The following is a 24,937-nucleotide window of genomic DNA, read 5'->3' as shown; positions in this document are numbered from 1 at the left end:
CTACGCCGGCACCGGGACGGGCTCCAGCTTCCGGGCGTCCTTGCGGATGGTGGCGCTGATGACGGCGGCGATGGTGCACATGGCGGCGGCGGCAAACCAGGCGTAGGTGTACTGGCCGGTGGCGTCACGGACCGCTCCGGCCGCAAGGGCGGCGGCGGCCGCGCCGAGCTGGTGGGCCGCGAACACCCAGCCGAACACGACGCTCCCGTCGGCACCGAACACCTGGCGGCAGATCGCGGCGGTCGGCGGCACCGTGGCGACCCAGTCCAGGCCGTAGATGACCACGAACACGATCATGCTGGGCTGTACGGTGGCGCTGAGCAGCAGCGGCAGCACCAGCAGCCCGATCCCGCGGAACTGGTAGTACACGGCGAGCAGGATCCGGGGGTTGACGCGGTCCGTGAGCCAGCCGGAGGCGATGGTGCCGATGATGTCGAAGAGGCCGACGACGGCGAGCAGGCCCGCGGCCGTGGTTTCGGGCATGCCGTGGTCATGGGCGGAGGGGATGAAGTGGGTGCCGATCAGCCCGTTGGTGGTCGCGCCGCAGATAGCGAAACCGGCCACGAGGGCCCAGAAGGTACGCACCTTGCTGGCCCGTTTGAGGACTTGCAGGGCACGGACCGCGGCGTTCCGGCGGGGCTCCGCCGTTTCCGGCGCGGGAGTGGCCGGCCCAGTTACCGGCGCGGTCGATTCTGTTGATTCCGGCCCGGTGGTTGCGCCGGCGGCCGGCGGCGTCGCCCCGTAGGGCAGCACGCCGGCCTCGGCCGGTGAGTTCTTCAGGAACTTCAGCACGAGCGGCACCACGGCCAGTGCGCCGGCACCGATGAGGAGCGAGGCCTGCCGCCAGCCCGGGTCCTGGGCCAGAAGCGCGATGAAGGGCAGAAACACGAGCTGTCCGGCGGCACTGCCGGCGGTGAGGATGCCGATTACCAGGCCGCGGCTCTTGGCGAACCAGGTGTTGGCGATGGTGGCGGCGAAGACCAGCGCCATGGACCCGGTGCCGAGCCCGATCAACAGCCCCCAGGTCAGCAGGATCTGCCAGGACTGGGTCACGAAGACCGTCAGGGCGCTGCCGGCGCCGATCAGCACGAGGGCCACGGCCGTGACGGCGCGGATGCCGAAGCGTTCCATCAGGGCTGCCGCGAATGGCGCCGTGAGCCCGAAGAGCACGAGGTTGATGCTGACCGCGGCAGAGAGCACGGTGGTGGACCAGCCGAACTCGTTCTGCAGCGGCACCATCAGCACGCCCGGCGCTGCCCGGAACCCGGCGGCGCCGACGAGCGCGAGGAAAGCCACGGCGGCGACGGTCCATGCCGGGTGGATGCGGCGGCGGGCCGGCGCGGGGGTCATGGTTTCGGGGGCGCTCATGCGGCGGTTCCGTTCTGGCGGCGGGTCGGGACAGGGGCGCCGGTGCCGGCCGAGGCCAGGGGCACGGGGTCCTCGGTGCGGGAGAGGCTGTGCCAGCTCGTGTTGGCGGCCGTCAACGGTTCCCCGCAGGCCGTGCACGTGTCCGCCGAGGAGGTCCTCTCCCCGCAGCCGCTGTGGATGACGAACATGTGCGCCTGCCCGGAAGGCGCCGGGAGGTGCTTTTCGGCCCAGATCACGACGGCGTTGAGCACCGGGAGGGCATCTTCGCCCTTGGCGGTGAGGACGTACTCCTGGCGGGTCCGGCCGCCGTCGCCGTAGGGCCGCCGGGCGAGCAGGCCGGCCTCCACAAGCCCGGCGAGCCGCTTGGTGAGCACGGAATCGGCCGCCCCCAGCCGGGCCTTAATGGCCTCGAAGCGGCCGTTGCCGAAGAACACCTCGCGCAGGACCAGCATGCTCCAGGGATCGCCAAGGATGTCGAGGCCGCGGGCCATGCTGCAGGTCCGCTGGGACCAGTCGGATCGGAGTGCCATGCGGCCACCCTAGCTGACTCTCTTAGAGAAAGCTAGGGTTGGCGGGTTCTGCCGCTGGACGGCGCCTAGCTGCCGTCGCCCAGGGAGGAGAGCGCGGCGTCGAGGTCCGCGATCAGGTCCTCGACGTCCTCGATGCCGCACGAGAGCCGGACCAGGTTCACCGGGACCGCCAGTTCGGTGCCCTTGACCGAGGCGTGCGTCATTTCCGAGGGGTAGTTCATGAGCGATTCGATCCCGCCGAGGGACTCGGCCAGGGTGAACACGGAGGTCGATTCGGCCACCTTGCGTGCCGCGGCCTCGCCGCCCTTGAACTGCACGGAGATCATGCCGCCGAACTTCTTCATCTGTTTCCTGGCCAGCTCGTGGCCCGGGTGGGAGGGCAGGCCCGGGTACAGCACGGCCTCCACTTCGGGGCGCTCCAGCAGCCATTCGGCCACGGCCTGGGCGTTGTCGCTGTGCCGGTCCATGCGCACGCCGAGGGTTTTCAGGCCGCGGGTGGTGAGGAAGGCGTCCATCGGGCCGGACACGGCGCCGACGGCGAACTGGACGAAGCCGATCTTCTCCGCCAGCTCCGGGTCGTTGACCACGATCGCGCCGCCGACGACGTCCGAGTGGCCGCCGATGTACTTGGTGGTGGAGTGCACCACGATGTCGGCGCCGAGGGCGAGCGGGGTCTGCAGGTACGGCGAGGCGAAGGTGTTGTCCACTACGAGGAGCGCGCCGGCGTCGTGCGCTACCTTGGCGAGCGCCTCGATGTCGGTGATCTTCATCATCGGGTTCGACGGCGTCTCCACCCACACCAGGCGGGTCTTGCCGCCGCCTTCGACGGTGCTGTCGGCGGTGCCGCCTGCTGCGACGGCGGACGCGACGGCGTCGAGGTCGGACATGTCCACCGGGGTGTTGCCGATGCCCCACTGCCCCAGGACCCGGCTGATGAGCCGGTATGTTCCGCCGTAGGCGTCGTTGCCGAGCACAATGTGGTCACCGGGGCGGGTGAGGGCGCGGATCATCGAGTCCTCGGCGGCCAGGCCCGAGCTAAAGGAGAACGCGGCGCTGCCGCCTTCCAGCGCGGCCAGCTGCTCCTGCAGCGAGTCACGGGTGGGGTTGGTGCCCCGGCCGTATTCGTAGCCGTCCCGCAGCCCGCCGATGCCGTCCTGGGCATAGGTCGACGAGAAGTGCACGGGGGGCACCACCGCCCCGGTGCGGGGCTCAAACGCCTGGCCGGCGTGGATGGCGCGGGTGTTGAAGCCCGGGTTTTTCGAGGAAGAGCTTTCAGGCAGAGACATGGGACTCCTTGAACTGGTCAGTTGCTGAGGTACGCGAGGAGGTCGTGGCGGGTCAGGATCCCCACCGGAGCGCCGACAAACGTCACCATGAGGGTGTCAGCGTCGGAGAGGAGTTCGCGGGCGGTCGAGATCGATTCGAGCGAGCCGATCACTGGAAGCCGGGCCTCCATGTGTTCGGAGATTTTGTCCGAGAGTTTGGCCTCGCCGCGGAAGAGCTTGGCCGTGAGGGTGCGTTCGTCCACGGCGCCAAGCACCTCGCCCATGACCACGGGCGGTTCCTGGGACAGGACGGGGATGTGCGAGACGCCGTACTCGTTCATGATGTTGATGACATCGCGGACGGACTCGTTCGGGTGGATGTGGACGAGGTCCGGGAGCTCACCGGTTTTGGCCTTGAGGATCTCGCCCACCGAGGCCTCGTCCCCGCTGGCCAGGAAGCCGTAGGAGCGCATCCACTGGTCGTTGAAGATCTTCGCCAGGTAGCCGCGGCCGGAGTCCGGCAGGATGACCACGACGACCGCTTCCGCCGGGAGGTCCTTGACGACCTCCAGTGCGGCCACGACGGCCATGCCCGAGGACCCGCCCACCAGCAGGCCTTCCTCGCGCGCCAGCCGGCGCGTCATCGCAAAAGAATCGGCGTCGCTGACGGCAATGACGTCGTCCGGGACGGACTTGTCATAGTTGGCCGGCCACATGTCCTCCCCGACGCCCTCGACAAAGTACGGGCGGCCCGTGCCGCCGGAGTACACCGAGCCTGCGGGATCCGCGCCGATGATCTTCACGACGCCGCCCTCGGCCACGGGCCGCCCGGCGGAAACTTCCTTGAGGTACCGGCCGGTGCCGGTGATCGTGCCGCCGGTGCCTGCGCCGATCACGCAGTGCGTGATGCGGCCCTCGGTGTCGTGCCAGATCTCGGGGCCGGTGGTTTCATAGTGGCTTGCCGGGGCGGCCGGATTGGAGAACTGGTCCGGCTTGTAGGCTCCCGGGATTTCGGTGACGAGCCGGTCCGAGACGCCGTAGTAGCTTTGCGGGCTGTCCGGCGGGACGGCGGTGGGGGTGACCACCACTTCGGCGCCGTAGGCCTGGAGCACGGCCCGCTTGTCTTCGCCGACCTTGTCCGGCACGACGAAGATACAGCGGTAGCCCTTCTGCTGTGCCACGAGCGCCAGGCCAACGCCGGTGTTGCCCGAGGTGGGCTCCACGATCGTGCCGCCGGGCAGGAGCTTGCCCGTTCGTTCGGCCTCCTCGATCATCTTCGCCGCAATGCGGTCCTTGATCGAACCGCCGGGGTTCAGGTATTCGAGCTTCACCAGGACGGTGGCTGCGATGCCATCGGTCACGTGGTTGAGTTTGACGAGCGGCGTATGGCCAATGAGGTCCAGAACGGACTGGGCGTACTTCATAGGTACAAAGTTACCGTCTCCGGCCGGGCAGGCACGTCGGCGCGGCCCCGGCTCCGGCAGGTGCGAAGATATGGCGGTGAAAAGGATCGCCCGGCTGAAGAAGCTCAAGAGCTATGCCCTGCCCGCGGGCATGCTGCTGGCCGGGTGCGCAGCGCTGGCGACCGGACTGCTGCCGGTGCCCGCCTTCCAGGAACTCGCCGCACGGACCGTGCCGGTGCTGGCGTTCGTGGTGGCGATGTCCCTGGTCACGGAGCTGGTGGACGAGGCCGGACTGTTCCGCGTGGTCACCGACCGGCTGGCTGCCCTGGGCCGCGGCCGGGTCCTGTTGCTGTGGTTCCTCGTCATCGCCCTCGCCACCGTTTCCACGGTGTTCTTGTCGCTGGATACGACGGCGGTGCTGGTGACTCCCGTCGTCGTGCTGCTGGCCATTCACGCCCGCATTGCGCCGCTGCCGTTCGCGCTGACCACAGTGTGGCTGGCGAACACGGCCTCGCTGCTGCTGCCGGTCTCCAACCTGACCAACCTGCTGGCGCAGGAGCAGCTGAAGCTCAGCCCCGCCGCGTTCGCCGCGCTGGTGTGGGCCCCGGCCTTGGTGGGCATCCTGGTGCCGCTGGTGCTGCTGTGGCCGGCGTTCCGGAAGGATCTGCGCGGCAGGTATGGGCCGCAGCCGGTCCATAAAGTGCGGGACCGGGTGCTGCTGTACTCGGCGTCAGGCGTCTTGGTGGTCCTGCTGCCGGCGCTTGTCTCAGGCGTCCCGGTGCAGATCTCGGCGATCGTGGCGGCTGCCGCCCTCATCCTGCTATGCCTCTGGCGGCGCCGTTCGGCCTTGCGCTGGTCCATGATTCCGTGGCGCCCCCTCATGCTCACCTCCGGCCTGTTCATGGTAGTGGAGGCCCTGCACGCGAACGGACTGGCCCATTTCCTGGCCGGCATCGCCGGAACGGGCGAGACCCTGCCGGCCCTGCTGCAGCTCGCCGGGCTGGGCACCGTGGCGGCAAACGCGGTCAACAACCTGCCTGCCTACCTGGCCCTTGAACCGGTGGGCGACTCCCCCGCCCGGCTGGCGGCCCTGCTGATCGGCGTGAACCTGGGCCCGCTGGTGACCCCGTGGGCTTCGCTGGCCACACTGCTGTGGCACGAGCGGCTGCGCGCCCTCAACGTGGACATCCGCTGGGGCGGTTTCGCCGTGGCCGGCGTCGTCGCCGTCGTGCTGACCGTCCCGCTGGCGGTCGTGGCGCTGTGGCTCACCACGGGAATGCACTGATTCCCTGAGCCGGACTGCCGGGCGGGTGCCCGCCGGGCTCCTCAAGCGCCGATGTCATCCGCCGCGGCGCCGGCGCCTCCCTCACGCGGGGCGTTCTGCCACAGACCGACCACATTGCCTTCGGTGTCCCGGAAGTAGGCGGCCCAGCCCATGCTGCCGATTTCCTGCCGTGGCGAGACAGTGCTACCGCCCAAGGAATTGATCTTCTCCAACGCCGCGTCAATGTCATCGACGTCCACCGTGAGGACCGGGGACGTGAGGTCCCCTTCGCGGTGGAACATGCCGCCGTTAATGGAGCCCGGAACGGAGGGCATGCCCGTTGCATCCGTCGGCGTTGTCTTGATCATGGCGTAGCTCATCTCCGGCACGGAGCTTACCTCCCAGCCGAACGCCGAACTGTAGAACCCCCGTGCGCGGCCCTCGTCGTCTGCGGGGATTTCGAAATGTACCACTCCACCAGCCATCACACTCTCCTAAGAACCAGGATTCGGGCCAAGAGGCGGGCGTGGACGCTCCACGCCCCAGCCGGATTTTAGTCCCGGCAGCGCTGGAGGTTAAGGGCCCTACGGCCCGCGCTCCGTTGCTGCGGATGCGGCCGCTGTCCGGGGGACATGGGAACATGTTCGAATGACCGTTGCCGACGTCCCCACAGGCCTCGCCGCCGCGGCGGACGCCTCATTGCGGTGGCGCCCGGGCGGCCCGTTCGACTTGATGCAAACCATCGGCACGCTCCTGCGCGGCCACGGCGACCCGTCCATCCGCACCGCCCCGGACGGGGTCTGGCTCGCGTTCACGACGCCGCACGGTCCGGCCACACTGCGCCTGGCAACCGCCGGGCCGCGGGCCGACCCGTCGGTGGACGCGCAGGCCTGGGGTCCCGGAGCGGTGGACGCCGTCGATTCCGTACCGCGCATGCTCGGGAGCGAGGACGACTGGTCCGGCTTCGACGAGCCCGCGTTCCACGCCACACTCCCCCGCATGGTGGTTGAAGCCCGACGCCGGAACCTCGCGATCCGGCTGCCTGCAACCGGCCGGATGATCGACTCACTGGTGCCGACCATCCTGGAGCAGAAGGTCACCGTCATCGAGGCCCGCCGCGGGTACCGCTACCTGATGTACCGCTTCGGGACGGCGGCGCCGGGAGCCGGCACCGTCGCTCCCGCCAATCTGCTGGTCCAGCCGACGGCTGCGCAGTGGCTCCGCATTCCGTCCTGGGAATGGCACAAGGCCGGCGTGGGGCCGCAGCGTTCGGCAACTATCATCCGGGCGCTGCGTTCCGCCGTCGCGCTTGAACGGCTCGCAGCCCTTCCCGCCGCGGAGGCAGCGGCCAAGCTGCAGACCCTCCCGGGAATCGGGGTGTGGACGGCGGCGGAGGTGGTGCAGCGCACGCACGGCTGCCCGGATTCGATCGCGGTGGGCGATTACCACCTGGCGGCCTACGTGGGCGCCGCCCTGACCGGCCGCCGCACGGACGACGCCGGCATGCTCAGGCTGCTGGCCCCCTGGGCGGGGCACAGGCAGCGGGTGGTCCGGATGATCGGACTGAGCGGCTTCCGGAAACCGACCTTCGGCCCGCGCATGACCATCCAGGACCACCGCGGCCACTGACCCCCGCGTTGGTGTCAGTCGCCGGCCGGGAGACCCAGCCTCGCAGCGGCCTCCTGGCGCATGTCCACCTTGCGGATCTTTCCGGAGACGGTCATCGGGAAGCTCTCCCGGACATCCACGTAGCGCGGAATCTTGTAGTGCGCCAGCTTGCCGCGGCAGAACTCGGCCAGGCTGGCGGCGTCCATCGGCGCGGCGCCGGGCTTCAGGATGACGCAGGCCATCAGTTCCTCGCCGTATTTGGCGTCCGGGACGCCGATCACCTGCACGTCCTGGATGTCCGGGTGGGTGTACAGGAATTCCTCGATTTCGCGCGGGTAGACGTTCTCGCCGCCACGGATCACCATGTCCTTGATCCGGCCCTCGATCACGATGTACCCGCCCTCGTCCATCCGGGCAAGGTCCCCGGTATGCATCCAGCCGTCGGCGTCGATCGCCTCGGCTGTCTTGTCCGGCTGGTTCCAGTACCCCCGCATCACGGCGTAGCCGCGCGTGCAGAGCTCGCCGATCCCGCCGCGCTCCAGCACTTCTCCCGTCACCGGGTCCACAATCCGGCTCTCCAGGTTCGGCATGGTCCGGCCCACGGTCTCGGTCCGCTGGGCCATGGTGTCCACGCTCCGGGTCATCGTGGACACCGGCGAGGTCTCCGTCATGCCGTAGCAAATGGCGACGTCTGTCATGTTCATTTCGGTGATGACCCGGTTCATCACCTCGATCGGGCACAGCGATCCGGCCATCACGCCCGTGCGCAGTGTCGCGAGGTCGTAGGAGGCGAACTCCGGCAGGGCGAGCTCGGCGATGAACATGGTCGGCACCCCGTACAGCGAGGTTCCGCCGAAGTCCTGCACGGCCTCCAGTGCCGAGGCCGGCGAGAACGCCCGGCCCGGGATGATGGTGGCGGCCCCGTGGCTGAGGGCCGCCAGGTTCCCGATCACCATGCCGAAGCAGTGATAGAAGGGCACCGGGATCACCACGCGGTCGTGTTCCGTGTAGCCCAGCTGCTCACCGATCGAGTAGCCGTTGTTGAGGATGTTGTGGTGCGTCAGCGTGGCGCCCTTCGGGAAACCCGTGGTGCCCGAGGTGTACTGCAGGTTGATGGGATCGTGCGGATCCAGCTCCGCCATGCGCGCCTTTAGGGCGGAATGCCCGACGTCGTCAGCCCGCTTGAGCAGCTCGGCGTACGTGCGCTCCGCCTCGTTTTCGGGCTCGCCCGCCGCCAGCCCGTCCAGTCCGGCATTGGGGAGGAAGATAAGCTCGCGCAGGTCCGGGCACACCGCCAACGCCTGCCGCGCCATCCCGGTGTAGTCGCTGTTCCGATCCGACGGCGCGGTGACCAGCATCCGCATGCCGTTCTGCTTGACCACGAACTCGAGCTCGTGGCTGCGGTAGGCAGGGTTGACGTTGACCAGGATCGCCCCGATCTTCCCGGTGGCGTACTGCAGGATGGTCCACTCGGCGCAGTTGGGGCTCCAGATGCCGATCCGATCGCCCTTCGCGACGCCCAGGGCGAGGAGCGCACGCGCCAGGCGGTCGACGTCGTCGTTCAACTTCGAATAGCTCCACCGCCGGGCCTCTTCGCCGGGCACCGCGGCCGCCTCGATCAGGGCGTCCTGGTACGGGAACCGCGCCGCGATCCGTTCGAAGTTCGCGCCAATGGTTTCCTCGAGCAGCGGAACGTCAGTGTCCCCGGCTGTGTAAGCAAGCATGGTGTGACGCTACCAACTGACCGGAGGCAAAAGAAGTGCAAAGCTTGGAAGTCCTATGAAATCTTGGGTCATCTTCCGGCGCCGGCGCGGCGGCCCGGTAGGGTAATTGCCATGAGTGCACCCGTTGACCTTCAGGCCATTTTCATCCCCAACGACGGCGAATTCTTCCGCGTGAAGCTCGCCTTGGACATCGCGATTGACGAGGTGGCCAATGAGCCCGGCTGTATCCGCTACGAGCTCACCGAGGCCAGCGAGGACAAGCTCGTGCTGACCGAACGGTGGGCCAGCCAGGCGGACCTGGACAAGCACTCCAAGGGCACGGCAGTCCAGGACCTGAACGAATCCCTCAGCGCGCTGCTGGCCGAGCCGGTCAAGCTGGAAACGCTCTAGGCATCCGGTCTATAACCAGCGTCTGGTAAAAACGCGCAAAAAACGCGGGGTCACGCCGCGCCCAATCCCGGAGGGATTTATGGGTGCGGAGTGACCCCGCGCTTTTAGGCCGTGGAATTAGGCCGTGGGGTTCAGGCTTCCGGGATCTGGGTCCCGTCCTGGGTGGCCGCAGCGGCGGCGGCCTCGGCCTGGGAGCGGGCCACGTGGGCGTGGACTTCTTCCATGTCCAGGGCCTTGACGGCGTCGACCACCTGCTCGAGCTGCTGCGCGTTCAGGGCGCCGGGCTGCGAGAATACCAGGACCTTTTCGCGGAAGGCCATCAGCGTGGGGATCGAGGTGATGCCCGCCTCGGCAGCGAGCTGCTGCTCGGCTTCGGTATCGACCTTGGAGAAGACGACGTCCGGGTGCTTCTCGGAGATCGCTGAGTATGTGGGGCCAAACTGCTTGCACGGGCCGCACCATTCGGCCCAGAAATCGACGAGGACGATGTCGTTATCCTCGACTGTCGATGCGAACTGTTCACCTGTGATGTCTACGGTAGCCATGAGTCAACGGTACGGGAGCAGGCGGGGATTGTCCCCGGCATTTCGCTGTTGGCACATCCGGGCAGGCGGGCCCGGATGTCACGCCCAGGCGTGCGGGGCCGGACGCCTCGCGCCGGGCAGGGCATTGGTTTCACGCCATTCGTGGATCCACTCGGGCAGCTCCAGATCCGCCGGCGGGGCGCCGAATTCGCGGATGATTTCTTCCTGGCTGACGGGTTTGCCCTTGCTGACCAGCCGGGTGGCGATGTAGGCGCGCGCGTAAACTTCGCCGTCCACCACCATCCGCTGCTCGAAGTAGATGGCCTTCGAATCGAGGCCGATGATCTTGGATTCGATGGTGTACTGCTGCCAGAGCTGCAGCGAGCGGCGGAAGGCGATGGTCTCCCCGGCCGCTACCGGGGTCCAGCCCCGCTGACGCATCTTTTTCCAGGTTCCGCTGCGGGCCATGAGATCGAAGCGCCCGAGGTCCATGAGCGAGAAGTACATGCCGTTGTTTACGTGCATGGCGATGTCGATATCTGTGGGCAGGACCCGCAGCGGCAGCGAGGAGTTGGCCCAGATGCTCAGGGGCGAGCGGCGCGAGGACGTGAACAGCAGCAGGAGGGTCCGGAAAAGGAGGTGCATGAGTCAATGTTACCCACGAGTAACAAACGTGCCAAGGGCTGGTGCCTGGTGGTCAAAGCGCGCCAGGGCTATCTGTGTGCGGACAGAACCGAAACGGTGGCCTTGGGGCCGGCGCCCCGAATCGTCCAGCAATGCCCGGCGCCGATCACGTCCAGCTCGTCCAGGTCCGCATGGTGCAGGACCAGGGCGGTGTTCTCATCCACGGCAGCCGCGCGGTCCAGGAGGCCTTTCGCCACCGCCCCGACCACCCTGCTAAGTGTTCCGGCCTGCGCGGTGTGGACGTCGACGGCGAAGGGCACCAGGCCCAGTCCGTCGCGGATCTCAAGTTCGTCGAGACCCTCCGAACATTCCTCCGAGCACACCTCGGTGCCCCTGATCCGGTAGCCGCCCACGATTGCCCGTGCCGGCGCCACCATCGCGCCGGCGGAGAACCCCATGTACGGCACGCCCTCGGAGACCGCGCGGCGGATGGCCTGCGCGGACCGCAGCAAGCCCGACAGGTAGCCCGGCGTCGGGCCGCCGACGACGATCCCGTCGACGCCGTCGAACGCGGCCGGATCCGCGTCTTTGTTGACACCGAGCAGGACCGGTAGCACCTCGCAGACGATGCGGGATTCCAGCGGCCCCACATAGGCGGGCAGGAACCATTCCGAGCTGCCCTCATGGTCAACGAGAACCACGGCGACGCGGGGAACCCTGCCGCCGGCCCGGATCCGGAGCTCCCTGACAAACCGGTCGAAGACAGCGGGAGTGGTCACGGTATCCGGGCCGCCGCCGACAAGGATGATGGTCATGGCTTCACAGTACCCGGGCCGATCGTCGCGGCGGATCCAAAGTTCCTGTGGCGATTGACGGCCCTGGGGGTGAGGAACATAATCGGAATCGGTACTAGATTCATGACACGACTGCGCCGACCATGAGGCCGACGGCAGAGCATTCAACGGAAAGCGGTCGGCACTATGAGTACTGCCCATCATCCTGTCGCTTCAACTGGGTGGACCGGTTGGGTCAGTTTCGCCGGAGTCATTCTGATCATCAACGGCGTCTTCAGCGCCCTTCAGGGCCTCGTCGCGCTCACCGGGCCCGACACCTACTATTTGTCGACCCCCGGCACGCTGTTCCTCTTTGATGCGAAGGGGTGGGGCTGGTGGAATGTGGTCCTCGGGGTGCTCTTGATCCTGACCGCCGTCGCGCTCTTCTCCGGCGCAACCTGGGCGCGCGTCGTTGCGGTCGTCCTTGCGGGCCTCAGTGCCGTCGTTCAGTTGATGCTCATTCCGGAGCAGCCGTGGTGGTCCTTCATCGTCATCGCCATCGACGTGTTGATCATCTTCGCGATCATCGCCCACGGCGCGGAACTGAAGGCTGAACAAGCGCCTCCGCCAACCAGCCAGTAGGGCACCGACGCAGCCGGTAGGGCGCCGACGCGATCAATCGGCTGCAATCAGCTCCACTTCGTAGCCGTCCGAATTCACGAGGTAGGCGGCGAAGTGGCCGGGACCGCCCGCGTGCGGATATGTGTCCGGAAACAGTTCTGCCCAGCCGTGATGGAAGCTCTCCCCCGCCATCTCGTCCACCTGTTCCCGGGTCCCCGCGCTGAAGGCGAGATGGTTCAGGCCGGGGGCGGTGCGCAGGTGCGCGCTTCCGCTCAAGGCCGGGGACTGCTCGACGACGATATACGTGGGCCCGCGGCGCCAGCTGCAGCCGTGGGCCCAGTCCTGGTAGGCCTCGTAGCCGAGCCGGCCCAGCAGCCACCCCCACTGGTCCTTGGCCCGTTGCAGGTCCGGCACCCAGAGTTCAATATGGTGCAGGGCACCAAAGTCCGCAGGCGCAATCGGAACAGCTGCATCCGGAACAGCCGCCATCAGTACAGGATCCGCTGAAAAAGGACGTGGTCCTGCCAGGAACCGGCAATCCGGAGGTACAGGGGGGCCAAACCGATCTCCTCAAAGCCGGCCCGCTTCAGAATCCGTTGCGACGCGGAGTTGTGCGGGAGCGTGGCGGCCTGCAGCCGGTGCAGGCCCAGCTCGTTCCGCGCGGTTTGGACGGCGAACTCCAGCGCAGCCGAGCCAATCCCCCGCCCGGCCATGTCCTTGTCCACCCAGTAGCCGAGGTGGGCGCTGAGGAACGGCCCCCGGACAATCCCGCTGAGGTTAATCACCCCGATGATGCGGGAGCCTTCCACGAGAACCCATGGCACGTCCGATCCCGCGATGAACAACCCGAGCTTGGATTCGATGCTGGCGGCCTGTCCCTCTACGGTGAAGAATTCCTCGTCCCGCACCGGCTCCCAAGGCGCCAGATGCTCCCGGTTCCGCAGGTAGGCATCGGCCAGGGGGCCGGCGTCGGGCCTGCGCGGCACGCGCACACGCACAGTCTCCGTCAGGGCGATGCTGTTCTCGGTCATCCGGAGACTCTAACGGTCATCCCGAACAGCTTCAATCAGCGTGCGCGGCAATTCGAGAATGGTCATCCTGCTTCATTGGCCCTGCTTCAGTTTCCGCCAGCCGCCGGCCCGGTTGTCCGCAATGATCTGCCGGAACATCGCCGTGAGGGCCTGGCCGGGGATGGCTTCTCCCTGGGCGATGGCGACCGTGCGTGCTGTCTTGTTGTTGTGCCCGCCGGTGATGATGCCCTCCGGGTCCGCGACGATCCCGCCGTCGTAGAGGAAGACGTTGACGTGATCCTTGGCCGCGAGCAGGGCGCAGATGTTGCCGTCGAGGACGAAGTACGGCTGCGTGGTGCGTTTGATGGTCTCCTCGACCGCCGGGTCGGCGGCATGGACAAGTTCACGCACCTGAGCGCAGATATGCTGCTGCCACTCCGGCAGTGCCGCGATGAACGCGTCAACCCGGGCGTCTCGTCGCTCCAGGTTCTCAGGCGCTGTCGTCATCGTCGTCCTCGTTCGGATCCGAGCCGAGCACGGTGACACTTTTCACGCCGGGCACTTCCAGGAGCGACGGGACGAGCTCCCGCAGCGGAAGATGACCGTGGAAACGGATGTTCATGAGAACGATCGGTTTTTGTACATTGCCCGATTTCTTGGTGCTCAGGATTGATGAGCTGAACCCCATGTTGGTGGCCAGCTCCAGCACTTGCCTCAGCACGCCTTGATTGTCCGCGTAGCCCACGTGCAGGACCCGGTTGGTGTCCGGCGTCGGTATCTTCCTCACCGCAGGCGACACCACATACAAGGTGATGAGATGGAAGGCGGTCAGCGAAATTGCCAGAGAAAGCATCCCGGCCCCGCAGGCCATGCCGACGGCGGCGGAAACCCAGATACTCGCGGCCGTGGTGAGGCCCCGGACAACGTTCCGCCCCTTGAAAATCACCCCAGCGCCGAGGAAGCCGATGCCGCTGACAATTTGGGCTGCAATGCGGGACGGGTCCAAGGTGCCCCCGGGTCCCTGAACGGCAGCGAAGCCGTAGGCGGAGATAAGGGTGAAGGTGCACGATCCCAGGCCAACCAGAACGTGGGTGCGGTAACCCGCGCTCTTCTGCCGGACCTGCCGTTCGACGCCGATCAGGGAGCACAGGACAAATGTCGCCAGCAGGAGTCCGATTTCCACCAGTGTGGACCTGGTGAACAGCCCAAATGCGTCGTCCATCCCGCCCTCCGACTCGGCAGAGCGTGGCGCCGGGTCAACTCTGAAGTGCGCCAGCGACTCTCGGAGTTGATCCTACCGCCGCCCCTTGCTGGGGAGTAGTGGCGGGGTTGGGTAGCAGCTTCGCGACCCGGCGACGTAGCCTAGCGAGCATGGAAGACCCTTACGATCTTGAACGCTTCGTGATCGCCCAAGATGCCGGCGGGACCTATGGGCACGCCCTGGCGGAGTTGAGGTCGGGCATGAAGCGGAGCCACTGGATGTGGTTCGTTTTCCCCCAGCTCGCAGGCCTGGGCCACAGCGAAACCGCCCGCAGATATGCCATTTCCTCCATGGACGAGGCCCGGGCCTTCATCCGGCACGACGTTCTTGGGCCCCGCCTGCGAGAGGTGGCCGCCGCAGTGGCTTCCCTGGAGGGCCGGTCCGCGGTGCAGATTTTTGGCAGCATCGACGCGCGGAAGCTGCACTCGTCCATGACGCTGTTCCGGCTTGCCGCCCCCGGCGAATCCGTGTTCCGCGATGTCCTGGACCGTTACTTCGATGGCCTGGAGGATCCCGGCACGGGACGGCTGCTGGAAGGACAACATCTGGAGGGCAAGCCAGGCGATCCGGACCCGGCGGACGGCTAGCCGTCCGCCGTGGCCAGGGCCGTGATCATCCGTTCCATGCGAGCGACGCCGGCAAAGCGGCCGGCGTTGTCCGTCACCAGCAAGGGGTCAAACCGGCTGGCCTGAGTACGCGTCATGGAGCGCGCCAGGGCCTCGCTGATCGGCGTGTCAAGGTTGACCCGCATTCCCGGGCTGACCACGCCCAGGGCCGCCGCGGCGGGGTCGAGCACCGCAACGGGCCGCGAGTGCTCGCCCATCAGCACCACCGACTGCAGGGCGGGGTTGTCATCAAACGCGGCCGCCGCCGTCGCCGTCGTCGCGGCCGTCGTCGCGGGTTCCACGATGTCCCGGATAATGCCCCGGTGCGTCACCGGTGGTTTTGACGCCAGGCGGTGGGCAACGTCAAGGTCGATCGGTTCCCATGCCGGCCCGGGCCGGGCCAGGCAATACCCCTGCACCAGCGGTACGCCGAGCGCGACGAGGGCGTCCAGTTCCTCCACCCGTTCCACTCCTTCGGCCAGGATCCAGGCATCCACCCGGCTGGCAAAGGTTCCGAGCATGGAGATCAGGGCGCGCTTGGCTTCGTCACGGTCGACATCCTGGATGAGTTCACGATCGATCTTGATCAGCGAGGGCCGCAGCGCCAGGAGGTGACGGAGTCCCGCATAGCCGGCCCCGGCGTCGTCGACGGCAATCAACGCACCCGCAGCGCGGAGCTGGTTGAGGTCAGGCTCAAGCTCCAGATAGGAGTCGATCGGGGTTTGTTCCGTAAGCTCAACCACCAGCCCGCCAAGGTTTCCCTGGCCGCGCCAGATTTCACGGATCCCATCCGTCAGCAGCAGCTCCGGCGAGACGTTGAGGGTCAGGAAACAGTTCGCGGGCAAGGTGGGGCGAGCCGCGAGCGCCGCCCGCAATGCTGCGGCCTCGAGCTCGGCCGCCAGGCCATGCGTGCGCGCGGCGGCAAACCACACTTCAGGATTTTTTTCGGCGAACCCCGGAAATCGCGCCAGGGCCTCATAGCCCACCACTGTGCCGCGGGCAGTATCAACAATGGGCTGGTAGGCCGCGGAAAGGCCAACACCTCGGCAGGCGGCCGCCAGATGCTCGTTCCAATCGGGGCCCGAAGCTGCCCCGGAATCGGGCCGGAGGCCGCCTGCCTCGTGAATCAACTAACGGAAACGATGGCTTTGTGAACCGACCGCACGACGTCGGCCGGCAGCTCCTCCAGCCCGTGTGCGGACGCAGCATGGGCCGCCACATTGACCAGAATTTCATCTTCCGTGCTGCACACCCAGCGGGCTTCGCAACCGGGAACCACATCACCACAGGCAAACGACTTCACGAGTGCTCCTTCTTTTTCAACAGCGGACCCTTTTTCAACAGCGGACCGGTCAACCCTACGTTGGCTCTGCGTCGAAAACTGAGATTTTGCTCGCAGAACAATGGAATGTTGCCGGCAGCCTTTCGCCGGTTATGTCCGCCGGCTGTCGTTGACCCGCTGTCGGTCCGGGGCCGGGCTACCGGCTTGGCGCCCCTGCTTCGGCCGCGACGGCGGCCGCCTCGATGCGGGCCCGGTGAACAGCCCACGCCTCGGGTGTGCGCACCGGCAAGTTCGGATCCCCCGGGCGCTGGCCGGCCCTGCCGTCGATGAGCTCGCGCAAGATGTCCGCGTGGCCGAGGTGATGGGCCGTTTCCACGCACATGTGCACAAGAATCTGATGCAGGGTCACGTGCTTCCGCTCGTCCGGCCACCACGGCACCACGCCGGGCGCGTCCAGGGCGAGTTCATCGATGGTGGCGTCGCTGTGCACGGCAGAGAGCCGGTGCAGCTCCGCGATCTGCTCCCGCGTCTCGCTGGGGGCAGCCCACATGTCGGCGTCCGGCTCCGCGTCGTCGGCAAACCATGGCAGTTCCAGGTCGCTGGGCCGGCCAAAAACCTCGCCAAAGTAGCCGAGTTCAACGCTGGCCACATGCTTGATTAGGCCCAGCAGGTTGGTGCCCGTGGCAGTGAGGGGCCGGCGCGCGTCGTACTCGCTGAGCCCGTCAAGCTTGGCCAGCAGGCTGGCCCGCCGGGTGCGCAGGTAGGTGTGCAAGATCGCCTTTTCGTCCATGACCGGCACTATACCGAACCCGAGGAGCCCCTCCCTGCGGAATGAGACTTCATCAAACGTATGGAATAATTGGGCCCAACGGGCCTCGGGGGGAGGCCCCGAAATGACAGGACACCCAGCGTGAGTCACGGTTCCGGTGTAAAACGCGTCCGGCCGGCCGCCGCAGTTGTTCTGGCCGTGGTTCTCGCCGGCTTGCTGGCCGCCTGCGCATCGGGCGCGGACGCCCCGGGCGGAACCCCGGCGGCCGCTGCTCATGGAACATCCCCGACGGCCGCCGCAACCTCCCCGGCGCCCCCGGGCCTGCTGGGGACGACCGAAATAAACGGGTTCTTCCAGCCCATGCGCTACACGGCTGTCGACGGCGACACTTGGGAGGGCATCGCCGCCCACTTCCGGATGACTCCCGAGATCCTCAGGAGTTTCAACGAATCGGCGTCCGTTGCCGCGGGAAAGGTCATCGACCTCAGAGGTGTGGACGTGCCGCAGCTCGGCGCCGGCGGTAGCGTGACCGGCCAGGACGGGCGGGGGCAGCTTCTGTACAGGACGCGCGCCGGAGATACTCCCGCCGGCATCGCGAGCCGCTACGGCGTACCGCTTCATGCATTGCGGATAGCCAATTTGAATTATCTGACCGGCGGAGAATGGATTCCGCCCGCCGGCACAACGGTAGCTATCCCCAATCCGCCCCTCGATTGAGCCGCGGACTATCGTGGGTGGGCCCCAAACCTGGGTGGGCCCGAGGACCCGCGGGCAAAGGAAAAGCCTCCGGAACCGATTGGTTCCGGAGGCTTTTCCAAGGGTGGCAGATGAGGGATTCGAACCCCCGTAGGCGTTGCCAGCTGATTTACAGTCAGCCCCCTTTGGCCGCTCGGGTAATCTGCCGAACTTCAAAAGAAGATCACTCGCGGTTTCCAGTCCCGGAACGCCTGTTTCCAGTCCGTTCCGCTTCCAGCACCCGCGGGCAAGACAACTTTACAGAACTTCCGCCGAAGAATCGAATCGGCGCTTCAATAGGCTAAAGATGGGTCAAAATGCCCGGAAATTCAGGCCTCTCCGAGAATGCGCCCGGCCAGCCGTGCCTCGAATCGTGCCGCCTGCTCCGGGGTGACCTGGTTCAGCTCGACCGCCCGGGCCAGGTCCGCGTGGACCCCGTCCATGCGGGCTGAGGCATCGGGGGCCGGGCTCAGAATGATGGAGGCCGCCAGTGCGGCGGCAGCAACGGAGGTCGCCGTCGCGGCCAGCGTGCTGGCAGCGGCGGCGGTGGTGCGGGTGACGTAGCGGACGGCGTTATGGTGCATGTTCTTGCCTTTCAGCAGCGGTTCCAACTCTTGCAACTCTTCCGAGCCTGGCTTCGTTCCCGCCGTGATTGAGCTATGAGCGGACTGTGAAACGTAGTCCCGCCCGGCCGCCCTCCAGAACGGGGGCATCCGTACTAGGCTGGAATGCAGACATCCCGGCCTCACATCAGGCACCCGGCTAACCATCAGGAGGAAAGTCATGGCAGGCGAATCCACGTTCGACGTCGTCAGCAAGGTAGACAAGCAGGAGGTCGCCAACGCGCTGAACCAGGCTCAAAAGGAAATTGCCCAGCGCTACGACTTCAAGGGCGTCGGCGCCGAAGTTGATTTCAGCGGCGAGAAGATCCTGATGAAGGCCAACTCAGAGGAGCGGGTGCTGGCGGTGCTCGACGTGCTGCAGTCCAAGCTCATCCGCCGCGGCATCTCGCTTAAGTCCCTCGACACTGGCGAGCCCTACGCCTCCGGCAAGGAATTCCGGCTCGAGGCCTCCATCAAGGAGGGCATCGCCCAAGACCTCGCCAAGAAGATCAACAAGCTGATCCGGGACGAGGCCCCCAAGTCCGTCAAGTCGCAGATCCAGGGCGACGAGCTCCGGGTGACGTCGAAGTCCCGCGATGACCTTCAGGAGACCATGAACCTGCTCAAGGGCTTCGACGAGGCCGACCTGCAGTTCGTCAACTTCCGCAGCTAGCGGCTCGCTAGCGGCGCGGGTTTCCTCGCGTCACGCAAAAGCGCTGGCGACACCTGTATTCGGGTGTCGCCAGCGCTTTTGCGCGTCACGGAACTGTTCGCGCGTCGCCAGAGCCGCAGCTAGCTTTAGCTGAGCGGCCGGCCGGCCATCCGCTCCAGCCGGCCGATCCGCTCGGCCATCGGCGGGTGGGTGGAGAACATCTTGGCCACACCCCCGCCGCGGAACGGGTTGGCGATCATCATGTGGGAGGCGTTGACCAGCCGCTGGTCCTGCGGCAATGGCGCCAACTGCACACCCTGCTCGATCTTGCGCAGGGCGGAGGCGAGCGCCAGCGGATCTCCGGTGAGCGCGGATCCGTCCTCGTCGGCGTCGTACTCCCGCGTCCGCGAGATGGCCATCTGGATCAGGGACGCGGCGAACGGGGCCAGCAGCGCCATCGCGATCGCGGCGAACGGGTTTGCGTTGCGGCGGTCCCCGCCGCCGAACAGCAGCATCATCTGCGCCACCGAGGTGATGACCCCGGCGACGGCGGCGGCCACCGACGCCGTCAGGATGTCCCGGTTGTAGACGTGCATCAGTTCATGGCCCAGGACCCCGCGCAGTTCGCGGGCGTCCAGCATCCTCAGGATGCCTTCGGTGCAGCACACCGCCGCGGTCTGCGGATTCCGGCCGGTGGCAAAGGCGTTCGGCGCCATGGTGGGCGAGACGTAGATCCGCGGCATCGGCTGGTTGGCCCGGCCGGACAATTCCCGGACGATCTGGTACAGCTGGGGCGCCTCGGCTTCCGTGACCGGATAGGCCTGCATGGACCGGATGGCGAGCTTGTCGCTGTTCCAGTACCCGTAGGCGGTGGTGCCGATGCCGATCAGGGCCATGATCCAGATCGGCGCGGCACTGCGGGTCCCGGCGGCGATGAATGCCCCCAGACCAAGCAGGACCGCCCACAGGACTCCGAACAGGGCCGCGGTTTTCAGTCCGTTGTGATGCTGGTGCACGGTTCCTCCTGATGCCTTTTAGTTCATGGCCTGTACTTCAATGAACTACCAAGAAAACGAACCGCTACGGTACCGGGTTCCGCGCGTCGTAGCGCAGGAATCCCGACTGCAGTCGGGCTAATGTCCACGCCACGGCGATGCACAACACGCCACCAAGCAGCAGGACCCATCCCTCGTTCAAAAATTTAGTCGCGCCGCCGGCCAGCATGTCCCCGATCCGGGGTCCGCCGGCCACCACCACTACAAACACGCCCTGCAGCCGGCCGCGCAGGTGGTCCGGGGTGGAGGCCTGCAGAATGGTGGTGCGGAAGACGGCGCTGACGGAATCCGCGATCCCGGCGAGCGCGCAGCACAGGGCGGCGGGCAGCAGCCACATGGTCACGCCGTCGCCTCCGGAATGACCGGCGAGGACCACCACCAGGCCGAAGGCCGCGACCGAGGCGCCCCAGCCCATCACGGACCACACCACCGCGGCTCCCTGCCGGCGGACGCCGCCCAACGGGCCGGAGAACAGGCCGGCCAGGAACGCCCCCACGGCCATCGAGGCCAACAGGATCCCCACCGTGGCCTCGCCGCCGCCGACCATCACCGCACCAATGGCGGGCAGCAACGCCCTTGGCTGGGCAAAGATCATGGCGACGAGATCGATGACGAAAGTCATGCGGAGGTTGGGCCGGGTGCCAAGGAAGCGGAATCCCTCGAGCACGGAACGCAGTCCGGCCGGCCTGGCGTCCTTTCCGGGCGGCATTGGCGGCAGCTTCAGCAGCGCCCAGAACGCAAACGCAAAGCTGACGACGTCGATCGTGTACGTCCAGCCGAACCCGATCCACGCCACGAGCACTCCGGCCAGCAGCGGGCCGGCCGTCATGGTCAGGCCGAAGGTCATCATGTTCAGGGCATTGGCGGCCGGCAGGAGCTCCTTGCGCACCAGGACGGGGATGATCGCGCTGCGGGCCGGCTGGTTGATGGCCTGGGCGCCGCTCTGCACCGCTACGATCGCGTACAGCAGCCACACGTTGCCCACCTGCAGCCACGCCTGGAGCGCCAGGGCGACGGTGCTGAGCCAGAGGACGGAGGACGCCAGCAGGGCCACTGTGCGGCGGTCGTGGGCGTCGGCGATCGATCCGCCCAGCAGGCCGCCGAACACCAGCGGCACGAGGGCGAAGATGCTCAGCAGCCCCACGTAGAAGCTGTCCTGGGTCAGCCGGTAGACCTCGAGGCTGACGGCCACGAGCGTCAGCTGGCTCCCCAGCGCCGAGACGGCTGAGCCGAGCCACAAACGGCGGAAGGCGGGGCTTTCGCGCACGGGCGTGATGTCCGCCAGAAGATTCTCCACCGGGCAACTCTAGTGGCGAACTGCGAGCGCCTTGGACGCGGCCGGAAATGTTTGCCCGCCTTATTGTGATGCAGTCATAATAAGTGCTTGAATGAGGGTATGACGGATTCCTCGGGCACCCTCGACGCATGGGCATCCGCCCTGCGTGCCCACGGCCGGCGCGTGACCAAGCAGCGCCTGGCCGTGCTGTCCGCCGTCGAACATCACCCGCATTCGCCGGCGGAGGCGATCCTTGCCGCCGCCCGGCAGGAATTGCCGGACCTGACCGCCCAGTCCGTCTATGTGGTCCTGGGGGATCTCACCGATCTGCACATGCTGCGCCGTTTCGAACCCCCGCACTCCCCCGCGCTGTACGAGACGCGGGTGGGAGATAACCACCACCATGCCGTGTGCATCAGTTGCGGCCGCGTGGAGGACGTCGAATGCGCCGTGGGCCACGCGCCCTGCCTGACCCCGCACTGGGACGCGGACGCCAAACCGATGACCATCCAGATCGCGGACGTGCTGTACCAGGGCATCTGCCAGGACTGCCAGCGCACCCAACAGCTTCCTTCCGAACGAAACTAAGAAACCCAACCAAAGGAGAACGATGACTGAGATCATCTCTGCGCCCGCCGTGTCCACGACACAGTCCGGTGCTCCCGTCACTTCCGACGCCCACTCCAAGTCCGTCGGCGCCGACGGCGCCATCATCCTGACCGATCACTACCTGATCGAGAAGCTCGCGCAGTTCAACCGCGAGCGTGTCCCGGAGCGCGTCGTGCACGCCAAGGGCGGCGGCGCCTTCGGTAGCTTCAAGACCACCGAGGACGTCTCGAAGTACACCAAGGCCGCCCTGTTCCAGCCCGGAACGGAAACGGACATGCTCATCCGCTTCTCCTCCGTCGCCGGCGAGAACGGCTCCCCCGACACCTGGCGCGACCCCCGCGGCTTCGCCGTGAAGTTCTACACCACCGAGGGCAACTACGACCTCGTCGGCAACAACACCCCGGTCTTCTTCATCCGCGACGGCATCAAGTTCCCGGACTTCATCCACTCCCAGAAGCGCCTCCCCGGCACCCACCTGCGCGACGCCGACATGCAGTGGGATTTCTGGACCCTCTCCCCCGAGTCCGCCCACCAGGTCACGTGGCTCATGGGCGACCGCGGCCTGCCGGCCTCCTGGCGTGAGATGCAGGGCTACGGCTCGCACACCTACCAGTGGATCAACGCCGAGGGCGAGCGGTTCTGGGTCAAGTACCACTTCAAGTCCAACCAGGGCGTCAAGTCGATGACCGGTGACGAGGCCGAGGCCCTGGCCGGGGCTGACGCCGACTTCTACATCCGCGACCTCCAGGAAAACATTGCCGCCGGCAACTTCCCGTCCTGGGACCTGCACGTCCAGGTCATGCCGTACGAGGACGCCAAGACGTACCGCTTCAACCCCTTCGACCTCACCAAGGTGTGGCCGCACGCGGACTACCCGCTGATCAAGGTCGGCACCATGGAGCTGAACAAGAACCCGGAGAACTACTTCGCGCAGATCGAGCAGGCCACCTTCGCGCCGTCGAACTTCGTGCCCGGCATCGCCGCGTCCCCGGACAAGATGCTGCAGGCCCGCATCTTCTCCTACGCCGACGCGCACCGCTACCGCGTCGGCACCAACCACGCGCAGCTCCCGGTGAATGCGCCCCAGAGCCAGGTCAACAACTACAGCCAGGACGGGCAGGGGCGTTACACCTTCAACGCTCCGTCCGTTCCGGTGTACGCACCGAACTCCGTCGGCGGCCCGGCTGCCGTGGAGCCTGGCATTGCCGGCGGCGGCTGGGAGAACGACGGCGAGCTCACTCACTCCGCGCACTCCCTGCACCCCGAGGACAACGACTTCGGCCAGGCCGGCACGCTGTACCGCGAGGTGTACAACGACGGCGAGAAGGCCCGCCTGCTCGAGACCGTCACCGGCGCCGTCAGCGGCGTCAAGAACCCCGGCATCAAGGAACGGGCCATCCAGTACTGGACCAACGTCGACGCCGAGTTCGGCGCCAAGCTGCGCGCCAACCTCGGTGCCGGCCAGGTTGAGTCCGACGCCGAGGCCGCCAACAAGGTCTGATAGCTGCGTCGAGGGTTGCCTGAACGGCCGGCTGCTTTGAAGCTTGCTGAACCGGTGACCGTCTGAGCCAATAGAACGCCCCGCCACGGACCTCCGTGGCGGGGCGTTCTGCCGTTATCCACATGGGTGCGCGTGCCCCTCGCCACCGTGTACTGCGGCTCCGTAGGATTTGGACATGACCGCATTTGCAGGCATTCCGGATGACGCCTTCCGGTTCTACGCCGATCTTGAACAGAACAACAACCGGGACTGGTGGCTGGAGCACAAGCCGGTCTACGACGCCGCGGTGAAGGGGCCGCTAACCCAGCTGCTGGCCGAGCTGGAGCCACGCTTCGGCCCGGCCAAGCTCTTTCGCCCCAACCGGGATGTCCGGTTCTCGCCGGACAAGTCGCCCTACAAAACCGCGCAGGGGGCCTTCGCGGCGCTGGACGAAGGGGTAGGTTTCTATATCCAGCTCAGCGCCGACGGCCTGCTGATCGGCGGCGGCTGCCACACCCACACCCCGGCCCAACAGGCACGCTTCCGCGGTGCCGTGGACGACCCCGCCAGCGGCGAGGCCCTGCAGGGGATCGTGCGCAAGGTCGAGGCAGCGGGGTTCGCAGTGGAAGGCGAACGCCTGAAGACGGTGCCGCGGGGCTTCGAGAAGGACCATCCCCGGGCTGAGCTGCTCAAGCACAAATCCCTCACGGCCGGGGTCAACGTGGGCCAGCCCGGCTGGCTTGCCGGACCCGGAGCGGTGGAGGAAGTGGCGCGGCGCTGGGAAGATTTGCGCCCCCTCGTCGACTGGGAGGGCCGCTACGCCGCTCCCTGAGATTCAGCTCAGATGTGCTGGCCGTCGGTGGCCAGACGCCTGTCGAGGTTGTTGAAGAAGACCAGCATCATCAGCTCAAAGGCCTTGGTGGCTTCCTCGGGCTGGTTGTTGACGACGAAATCGAACTGGAGCCCATAGAACGCTGCGGTGAACAGGCGGGCGTCGGTGTCCGCGAACTCCGGCTGGATCCCTTGGATGATCAGCCAGTCCCGGGACTTCTCGTGCAGCATCCGGAAGTGCTCCTGGGCGGTGCCGCGCGGCGCCGCGGCCACTACGTCCTGCGCTGTCGCCTCAAATTCGAGCCGGGCCAGGTGCCGGTTGCGCTGCGCCATGGTCCACTGCCAGGACTCGAGGAGGAAGGCCCGCCACGCGTCCCTGTCGATGTCCCTGACGTCGGTGGCACGGATGCTGTCCAGCCGGGATTCGATGCCGCGGATGATCTCCTTGATCAGCTGTTCGCGGTGGCCGAAGTGGTACACCAGGACGTAGCTGCTGACGCCCAGCCCGTCGGCGAGGCTGCGGAACGTCAGCTCCGCCAGCGTCTTGTCCATGAGGTAGTCGAGAATCGCCGACAACAACTCTGATTTGCGTTCCGGTCTTGCTGGGCGGGCCATGTGTCCATCTTAGGGAGCGCATGCCAAACGCCGAAGTCGCCGGAACCGTGCGAGCACGCCG

Annotated in this window: 30 protein-coding genes and 1 tRNA gene; 10 read left to right on the top strand and 21 right to left on the bottom strand. The window is 66.9% G+C overall.

The window, feature by feature from the left end:
* The 4 genes from BLQ10_RS04340 to BLQ10_RS04325 form a co-directional block, all read right to left on the bottom strand.
* Positions 1-1,368 carry an MFS transporter gene (locus BLQ10_RS04340; RefSeq protein WP_091558768.1) on the bottom strand — a complete coding sequence of 456 codons (1,368 nt, stop codon included), beginning with the start codon at positions 1,366-1,368 and terminating at the stop codon, positions 1-3.
* Positions 1,365-1,898: a winged helix-turn-helix transcriptional regulator gene (locus tag BLQ10_RS04335; protein WP_091558765.1), complete on the bottom strand. Its 534-nt coding sequence runs from the start codon at positions 1,896-1,898 to the stop codon at positions 1,365-1,367. Before BLQ10_RS04335 ends, BLQ10_RS04340 begins: the two co-directional genes overlap by 4 nt.
* Before the next feature lie 65 nt (positions 1,899-1,963).
* Complete coding sequence (locus tag BLQ10_RS04330) at positions 1,964-3,184, bottom strand: cystathionine gamma-synthase (RefSeq protein WP_091558763.1); 1,221 nt, start codon at positions 3,182-3,184, stop codon at positions 1,964-1,966.
* A gap of 17 nt (positions 3,185-3,201) precedes the next feature.
* On the bottom strand, positions 3,202-4,587 hold the full coding sequence (locus BLQ10_RS04325) for a cystathionine beta-synthase (protein WP_091558762.1): 1,386 nt from the start codon (positions 4,585-4,587) through the stop codon (positions 3,202-3,204).
* A gap of 70 nt (positions 4,588-4,657) precedes the next feature.
* On the opposite strand from BLQ10_RS04325, the gene BLQ10_RS04320 reads away from it, so the two are divergent.
* On the top strand, positions 4,658-5,851 hold the full coding sequence (locus tag BLQ10_RS04320; protein WP_091558759.1) for an SLC13 family permease: 1,194 nt from the start codon (positions 4,658-4,660) through the stop codon (positions 5,849-5,851).
* Between the two features lie 41 nt (positions 5,852-5,892).
* Here BLQ10_RS04320 and BLQ10_RS04315 read toward each other — a convergent pair whose 3' ends face one another.
* Complete coding sequence (locus tag BLQ10_RS04315) at positions 5,893-6,315, bottom strand: VOC family protein (protein ID WP_091558757.1); 423 nt, start codon at positions 6,313-6,315, stop codon at positions 5,893-5,895.
* Between the two features lie 163 nt (positions 6,316-6,478).
* Here BLQ10_RS04315 and BLQ10_RS04310 point away from each other — a divergent pair, with 163 nt between their 5' ends.
* Positions 6,479-7,459 (top strand): DNA-3-methyladenine glycosylase family protein, encoded by a 981-nt coding sequence (locus BLQ10_RS04310; RefSeq protein ID WP_091558755.1) that lies wholly within the window; start codon positions 6,479-6,481, stop codon positions 7,457-7,459.
* Positions 7,460-7,473: 14 nt separating this feature from the next.
* Here the strand turns inward: BLQ10_RS04310 and BLQ10_RS04305 are convergent, their stop codons facing one another.
* Positions 7,474-9,162 carry an AMP-binding protein gene (locus BLQ10_RS04305; RefSeq protein WP_091558753.1) on the bottom strand — a complete coding sequence of 563 codons (1,689 nt, stop codon included), beginning with the start codon at positions 9,160-9,162 and terminating at the stop codon, positions 7,474-7,476.
* 111 nt (positions 9,163-9,273) lie between these two features.
* On the opposite strand from BLQ10_RS04305, the gene BLQ10_RS04300 reads away from it, so the two are divergent.
* Positions 9,274-9,552 (top strand): putative quinol monooxygenase, encoded by a 279-nt coding sequence (locus BLQ10_RS04300; RefSeq protein WP_091558751.1) that lies wholly within the window; start codon positions 9,274-9,276, stop codon positions 9,550-9,552.
* Between the two features lie 131 nt (positions 9,553-9,683).
* On the opposite strand, the gene trxA is transcribed toward BLQ10_RS04300, so the two are convergent.
* The 3 genes from trxA to BLQ10_RS04285 form a co-directional block, all read right to left on the bottom strand.
* Complete coding sequence (gene trxA / locus BLQ10_RS04295) at positions 9,684-10,097, bottom strand: thioredoxin (RefSeq protein WP_091558749.1); 414 nt, start codon at positions 10,095-10,097, stop codon at positions 9,684-9,686.
* A gap of 78 nt (positions 10,098-10,175) precedes the next feature.
* Positions 10,176-10,721 carry an acyl-CoA thioesterase gene (locus tag BLQ10_RS04290; protein ID WP_091558748.1) on the bottom strand — a complete coding sequence of 182 codons (546 nt, stop codon included), beginning with the start codon at positions 10,719-10,721 and terminating at the stop codon, positions 10,176-10,178.
* Between the two features lie 68 nt (positions 10,722-10,789).
* Positions 10,790-11,515: a Type 1 glutamine amidotransferase-like domain-containing protein gene (locus tag BLQ10_RS04285; RefSeq protein WP_091558745.1), complete on the bottom strand. Its 726-nt coding sequence runs from the start codon at positions 11,513-11,515 to the stop codon at positions 10,790-10,792.
* A 165-nt stretch (positions 11,516-11,680) separates the two neighbouring features.
* Here BLQ10_RS04285 and BLQ10_RS04280 point away from each other — a divergent pair, with 165 nt between their 5' ends.
* Positions 11,681-12,115, top strand: a complete 435-nt coding sequence (locus BLQ10_RS04280) for a DUF7144 family membrane protein (RefSeq protein ID WP_175558463.1) — start codon at positions 11,681-11,683, stop codon at positions 12,113-12,115.
* A 33-nt stretch (positions 12,116-12,148) separates the two neighbouring features.
* On the opposite strand, the gene BLQ10_RS04275 is transcribed toward BLQ10_RS04280, so the two are convergent.
* The 4 genes from BLQ10_RS04275 to BLQ10_RS04260 form a co-directional block, all read right to left on the bottom strand.
* Positions 12,149-12,583, bottom strand: coding sequence for a VOC family protein (locus tag BLQ10_RS04275; RefSeq protein ID WP_091558744.1), 435 nt, complete (start codon positions 12,581-12,583; stop codon positions 12,149-12,151).
* A complete protein-coding gene (locus BLQ10_RS04270) occupies positions 12,583-13,125 on the bottom strand; it encodes a GNAT family N-acetyltransferase (RefSeq protein ID WP_091558743.1) in 543 nt (180 codons plus the stop codon). The genes BLQ10_RS04275 and BLQ10_RS04270 overlap by 1 nt, the downstream gene beginning before the upstream one ends.
* Before the next feature lie 72 nt (positions 13,126-13,197).
* Positions 13,198-13,611 (bottom strand): DUF1801 domain-containing protein, encoded by a 414-nt coding sequence (locus tag BLQ10_RS04265; protein ID WP_091558740.1) that lies wholly within the window; start codon positions 13,609-13,611, stop codon positions 13,198-13,200.
* Entirely contained in the window at positions 13,595-14,326 is a 732-nt protein-coding gene (locus tag BLQ10_RS04260) for an MgtC/SapB family protein (protein WP_091558738.1), read from the bottom strand. The genes BLQ10_RS04265 and BLQ10_RS04260 overlap by 17 nt, the downstream gene beginning before the upstream one ends.
* Before the next feature lie 149 nt (positions 14,327-14,475).
* On the opposite strand from BLQ10_RS04260, the gene BLQ10_RS04255 reads away from it, so the two are divergent.
* Entirely contained in the window at positions 14,476-14,952 is a 477-nt protein-coding gene (locus tag BLQ10_RS04255) for a DUF1810 domain-containing protein (protein WP_091558736.1), read from the top strand.
* On the opposite strand, the gene BLQ10_RS04250 is transcribed toward BLQ10_RS04255, so the two are convergent.
* The 3 genes from BLQ10_RS04250 to BLQ10_RS04240 all read right to left on the bottom strand — a co-directional run bounded on the left by BLQ10_RS04250 (position 14,949) and on the right by BLQ10_RS04240 (position 17,042).
* Positions 14,949-16,100 carry an EAL domain-containing protein gene (locus BLQ10_RS04250; protein WP_091558733.1) on the bottom strand — a complete coding sequence of 384 codons (1,152 nt, stop codon included), beginning with the start codon at positions 16,098-16,100 and terminating at the stop codon, positions 14,949-14,951. The genes BLQ10_RS04255 and BLQ10_RS04250 overlap by 4 nt on opposite strands.
* A complete protein-coding gene (locus BLQ10_RS04245) occupies positions 16,097-16,273 on the bottom strand; it encodes a DUF1059 domain-containing protein (RefSeq protein ID WP_091558731.1) in 177 nt (58 codons plus the stop codon). Before BLQ10_RS04245 ends, BLQ10_RS04250 begins: the two co-directional genes overlap by 4 nt.
* Before the next feature lie 175 nt (positions 16,274-16,448).
* Entirely contained in the window at positions 16,449-17,042 is a 594-nt protein-coding gene (locus tag BLQ10_RS04240; RefSeq protein WP_091558729.1) for a DinB family protein, read from the bottom strand.
* A gap of 120 nt (positions 17,043-17,162) precedes the next feature.
* Here BLQ10_RS04240 and BLQ10_RS04235 point away from each other — a divergent pair, with 120 nt between their 5' ends.
* On the top strand, positions 17,163-17,738 hold the full coding sequence (locus BLQ10_RS04235; protein ID WP_091558727.1) for a LysM peptidoglycan-binding domain-containing protein: 576 nt from the start codon (positions 17,163-17,165) through the stop codon (positions 17,736-17,738).
* Between the two features lie 104 nt (positions 17,739-17,842).
* On the opposite strand, the gene BLQ10_RS04230 is transcribed toward BLQ10_RS04235, so the two are convergent.
* Positions 17,843-17,924, bottom strand: a tRNA-Tyr gene (locus BLQ10_RS04230).
* Positions 17,925-18,085: 161 nt separating this feature from the next.
* Positions 18,086-18,340 carry a hypothetical protein gene (locus tag BLQ10_RS04225; RefSeq protein WP_091558879.1) on the bottom strand — a complete coding sequence of 85 codons (255 nt, stop codon included), beginning with the start codon at positions 18,338-18,340 and terminating at the stop codon, positions 18,086-18,088.
* Between the two features lie 199 nt (positions 18,341-18,539).
* Here BLQ10_RS04225 and BLQ10_RS04220 point away from each other — a divergent pair, with 199 nt between their 5' ends.
* Positions 18,540-19,031: a YajQ family cyclic di-GMP-binding protein gene (locus BLQ10_RS04220; RefSeq protein ID WP_018773569.1), complete on the top strand. Its 492-nt coding sequence runs from the start codon at positions 18,540-18,542 to the stop codon at positions 19,029-19,031.
* Between the two features lie 125 nt (positions 19,032-19,156).
* Here the strand turns inward: BLQ10_RS04220 and htpX are convergent, their stop codons facing one another.
* Positions 19,157-20,026 (bottom strand): zinc metalloprotease HtpX, encoded by an 870-nt coding sequence (gene htpX / locus BLQ10_RS04215; RefSeq protein ID WP_091558724.1) that lies wholly within the window; start codon positions 20,024-20,026, stop codon positions 19,157-19,159.
* 64 nt (positions 20,027-20,090) lie between these two features.
* Positions 20,091-21,362, bottom strand: coding sequence for an MFS transporter (locus BLQ10_RS04210; protein WP_091558721.1), 1,272 nt, complete (start codon positions 21,360-21,362; stop codon positions 20,091-20,093).
* A 99-nt stretch (positions 21,363-21,461) separates the two neighbouring features.
* Between BLQ10_RS04210 and BLQ10_RS04205 the strand changes: the two genes are divergently transcribed.
* The 3 genes from BLQ10_RS04205 to BLQ10_RS04195 all read left to right on the top strand — a co-directional run bounded on the left by BLQ10_RS04205 (position 21,462) and on the right by BLQ10_RS04195 (position 24,262).
* Positions 21,462-21,929, top strand: coding sequence for a Fur family transcriptional regulator (locus BLQ10_RS04205; protein WP_091558720.1), 468 nt, complete (start codon positions 21,462-21,464; stop codon positions 21,927-21,929).
* A gap of 22 nt (positions 21,930-21,951) precedes the next feature.
* Entirely contained in the window at positions 21,952-23,451 is a 1,500-nt protein-coding gene (locus BLQ10_RS04200; RefSeq protein ID WP_091558717.1) for a catalase, read from the top strand.
* 175 nt (positions 23,452-23,626) lie between these two features.
* Positions 23,627-24,262, top strand: a complete 636-nt coding sequence (locus BLQ10_RS04195; RefSeq protein ID WP_091558716.1) for a DUF2461 domain-containing protein — start codon at positions 23,627-23,629, stop codon at positions 24,260-24,262.
* Positions 24,263-24,270: 8 nt separating this feature from the next.
* Here the strand turns inward: BLQ10_RS04195 and BLQ10_RS04190 are convergent, their stop codons facing one another.
* The gene (locus BLQ10_RS04190) at positions 24,271-24,876 is read right to left on the bottom strand and encodes a TetR/AcrR family transcriptional regulator (protein ID WP_091558713.1); all 606 of its coding nucleotides are present in this window, start codon (positions 24,874-24,876) and stop codon (positions 24,271-24,273) included.
* Positions 24,877-24,937: the final 61 nt, after the last annotated feature.

The sequence above is a fragment of the Arthrobacter sp. ok362 genome, assembly GCF_900102785.1.
Classification (GTDB): domain Bacteria; phylum Actinomycetota; class Actinomycetes; order Actinomycetales; family Micrococcaceae; genus Arthrobacter.
Note: the sequence above shows the minus strand (reverse complement) of the source record. Positions and strands in the feature narration are given on the sequence as shown.

What these genes read in the sequence shown, in the direction of transcription:
- BLQ10_RS04340 (WP_091558768.1), bottom strand. Translation starts at nt 1,368, where the DNA reads ATGAGCGCCCCCGAAACCATGACCCCCGCGCCGGCCCGCCGCCGCATC.
- BLQ10_RS04335 (WP_091558765.1), bottom strand. Translation starts at nt 1,898, where the DNA reads ATGGCACTCCGATCCGACTGGTCCCAGCGGACCTGCAGCATGGCCCGC.
- BLQ10_RS04330 (WP_091558763.1), bottom strand. Translation starts at nt 3,184, where the DNA reads ATGTCTCTGCCTGAAAGCTCTTCCTCGAAAAACCCGGGCTTCAACACC.
- BLQ10_RS04325 (WP_091558762.1), bottom strand. Translation starts at nt 4,587, where the DNA reads ATGAAGTACGCCCAGTCCGTTCTGGACCTCATTGGCCATACGCCGCTC.
- BLQ10_RS04320 (WP_091558759.1), top strand. Translation starts at nt 4,658, where the DNA reads ATGGCGGTGAAAAGGATCGCCCGGCTGAAGAAGCTCAAGAGCTATGCC.
- BLQ10_RS04315 (WP_091558757.1), bottom strand. Translation starts at nt 6,315, where the DNA reads ATGGCTGGTGGAGTGGTACATTTCGAAATCCCCGCAGACGACGAGGGC.
- BLQ10_RS04310 (WP_091558755.1), top strand. Translation starts at nt 6,479, where the DNA reads ATGACCGTTGCCGACGTCCCCACAGGCCTCGCCGCCGCGGCGGACGCC.
- BLQ10_RS04305 (WP_091558753.1), bottom strand. Translation starts at nt 9,162, where the DNA reads ATGCTTGCTTACACAGCCGGGGACACTGACGTTCCGCTGCTCGAGGAA.
- BLQ10_RS04300 (WP_091558751.1), top strand. Translation starts at nt 9,274, where the DNA reads ATGAGTGCACCCGTTGACCTTCAGGCCATTTTCATCCCCAACGACGGC.
- trxA (WP_091558749.1), bottom strand. Translation starts at nt 10,097, where the DNA reads ATGGCTACCGTAGACATCACAGGTGAACAGTTCGCATCGACAGTCGAG.
- BLQ10_RS04290 (WP_091558748.1), bottom strand. Translation starts at nt 10,721, where the DNA reads ATGCACCTCCTTTTCCGGACCCTCCTGCTGCTGTTCACGTCCTCGCGC.
- BLQ10_RS04285 (WP_091558745.1), bottom strand. Translation starts at nt 11,515, where the DNA reads ATGACCATCATCCTTGTCGGCGGCGGCCCGGATACCGTGACCACTCCC.
- BLQ10_RS04280 (WP_175558463.1), top strand. Translation starts at nt 11,681, where the DNA reads ATGAGTACTGCCCATCATCCTGTCGCTTCAACTGGGTGGACCGGTTGG.
- BLQ10_RS04275 (WP_091558744.1), bottom strand. Translation starts at nt 12,583, where the DNA reads ATGGCGGCTGTTCCGGATGCAGCTGTTCCGATTGCGCCTGCGGACTTT.
- BLQ10_RS04270 (WP_091558743.1), bottom strand. Translation starts at nt 13,125, where the DNA reads ATGACCGAGAACAGCATCGCCCTGACGGAGACTGTGCGTGTGCGCGTG.
- BLQ10_RS04265 (WP_091558740.1), bottom strand. Translation starts at nt 13,611, where the DNA reads ATGACGACAGCGCCTGAGAACCTGGAGCGACGAGACGCCCGGGTTGAC.
- BLQ10_RS04260 (WP_091558738.1), bottom strand. Translation starts at nt 14,326, where the DNA reads ATGGACGACGCATTTGGGCTGTTCACCAGGTCCACACTGGTGGAAATC.
- BLQ10_RS04255 (WP_091558736.1), top strand. Translation starts at nt 14,476, where the DNA reads ATGGAAGACCCTTACGATCTTGAACGCTTCGTGATCGCCCAAGATGCC.
- BLQ10_RS04240 (WP_091558729.1), bottom strand. Translation starts at nt 17,042, where the DNA reads ATGGACGAAAAGGCGATCTTGCACACCTACCTGCGCACCCGGCGGGCC.
- BLQ10_RS04225 (WP_091558879.1), bottom strand. Translation starts at nt 18,340, where the DNA reads ATGCACCATAACGCCGTCCGCTACGTCACCCGCACCACCGCCGCCGCT.
- BLQ10_RS04220 (WP_018773569.1), top strand. Translation starts at nt 18,540, where the DNA reads ATGGCAGGCGAATCCACGTTCGACGTCGTCAGCAAGGTAGACAAGCAG.
- BLQ10_RS04205 (WP_091558720.1), top strand. Translation starts at nt 21,462, where the DNA reads ATGACGGATTCCTCGGGCACCCTCGACGCATGGGCATCCGCCCTGCGT.
- BLQ10_RS04200 (WP_091558717.1), top strand. Translation starts at nt 21,952, where the DNA reads ATGACTGAGATCATCTCTGCGCCCGCCGTGTCCACGACACAGTCCGGT.
- BLQ10_RS04195 (WP_091558716.1), top strand. Translation starts at nt 23,627, where the DNA reads ATGACCGCATTTGCAGGCATTCCGGATGACGCCTTCCGGTTCTACGCC.
- BLQ10_RS04190 (WP_091558713.1), bottom strand. Translation starts at nt 24,876, where the DNA reads ATGGCCCGCCCAGCAAGACCGGAACGCAAATCAGAGTTGTTGTCGGCG.